Here is a 1,445-nt window from a genome sequence, read left to right as displayed (position 1 = left end):
GTCCTGAACCAGATCGAAGTGAAATTCGACGCCACCGAACAGGCGACCGCATGGCTGACCGACCGCGTGGCCGAGTTGCAGATCGATCTGGAAACCGCCGAAGCAAAGGTCAACGACTTCAATTCGACAACCGCGCTGATCTCTCCCGAAGCGCTGCAATTGCAGGAAGTGCAGCTGAAGGACCTGCGCGAACGCCGCACCTCTGCCGAGGCAACCCGTGTCGCGGCGCAGGACAGATATGACGCGTTGAGCGCAGCCGACACCCGGACAGCCCAGGCCGAAGCCAGCCAGGACCCGCAGCTACAGCGTCTGCTTGGCCAGATCGACGGGTCTGACACGGGCGAAGCCGCCTTCGACACCGCCTTCCAGCGCTTGGTTGCGCGGACCACACTCGAAGCCCAGCGGGCAACGCAGCAGGTTCAGGCGCTGACCCTGTCAGCCGAAGATCTGGGCCAGAAGATCGCGCAGCAGAGCGCAGATCTGATCACGTTGCAACAGCTGGTGCGCGAGGCCGAAGCCGTTCGGCTGCTCTACGAGTATTTCCTGGCCCGGCTGAAAGAGACATCGGCACAGGAAGGCATCCAGAAAGCGGACAGTCGGCAATTGTCGCGCGCCGTGATCCCAGGCAAGCCTTCGGAACCGAAAAAGTCGCTGATCCTTGCCCTTTCGGCCATTCTGGGCCTGATGCTGGGGTCCGGTATCGTATTGCTGGTCGAGGCGCGGCGCAAAGGCTACCGCTCGGCGCAAGAGCTGGAACGCAAAACCGGGTACAGCGTTCTGGGTCAGATCCCTGTCTTTCCCGCCCGCGGGCGCCGCAAGGTGCTTGAGTACCTTGCCGAAAAGCCCTCATCCGCCACGGCCGAAGCTGTGCGCAACCTGCGCACTTCGCTGATGTTGTCAAATGTCGACCGCCCGCCGCAGGTGGTGGTGATCACCTCATCGCTGCCCGGCGAAGGCAAGACAACGAATGCGCTGGCACTGGCGCAGAACTTTGTCGGAATCGGCAAAAAGGTTCTGCTGGTCGAGGGCGATATTCGACGCCTGACCATGACCGCGCAATTACAGGGCGTGCCGAAGAATGGGATCGTGTCTGTTCTGGCCGGGGACGCCACCGCGCAAGAAGCCATCTTTCAGGACCCGCTGCTGGGCTGTGACATTCTGGCAGGCGAGAAGACCTCGGCCAATGCGGCAGACCTATTTGCGTCGGAACGGTTCCGTCTGTTCCTGGAGGATATGCGCCAGCAATATGACGTCATCCTGATCGACACGCCGCCGACCTTGCTGGTCTCTGACGCACGCCTGATTGCACGTATTGCGGATGCGGTGCTGTTGACCGTCAAATGGAACGACACATCCGAACAGGATCTCACCGAAGCCATGCGCCTGTTCCACACCGACAATCAGCGTCTGACCGGTTTGATCCTTGGTCAGATCAATGCGCGTGG

At 61.2% G+C, this 1,445-nt stretch carries 1 protein-coding gene; it reads left to right on the top strand.

All coding sequences use genetic code 11. From position 1 onward, the window contains the following. Positions 1 to 1,445 (top strand): polysaccharide biosynthesis tyrosine autokinase (locus tag GOX88_RS23230; protein ID WP_170407818.1); only part of this gene is annotated, 1,445 nt, incomplete at both ends.

Origin of the sequence: Ruegeria arenilitoris (genome assembly GCF_013030985.1) — a bacterium.
GTDB classification, from domain to species: domain Bacteria; phylum Pseudomonadota; class Alphaproteobacteria; order Rhodobacterales; family Rhodobacteraceae; genus Ruegeria; species Ruegeria arenilitoris_B.
This window is presented reverse-complemented; position numbering and strand designations above follow the sequence as displayed.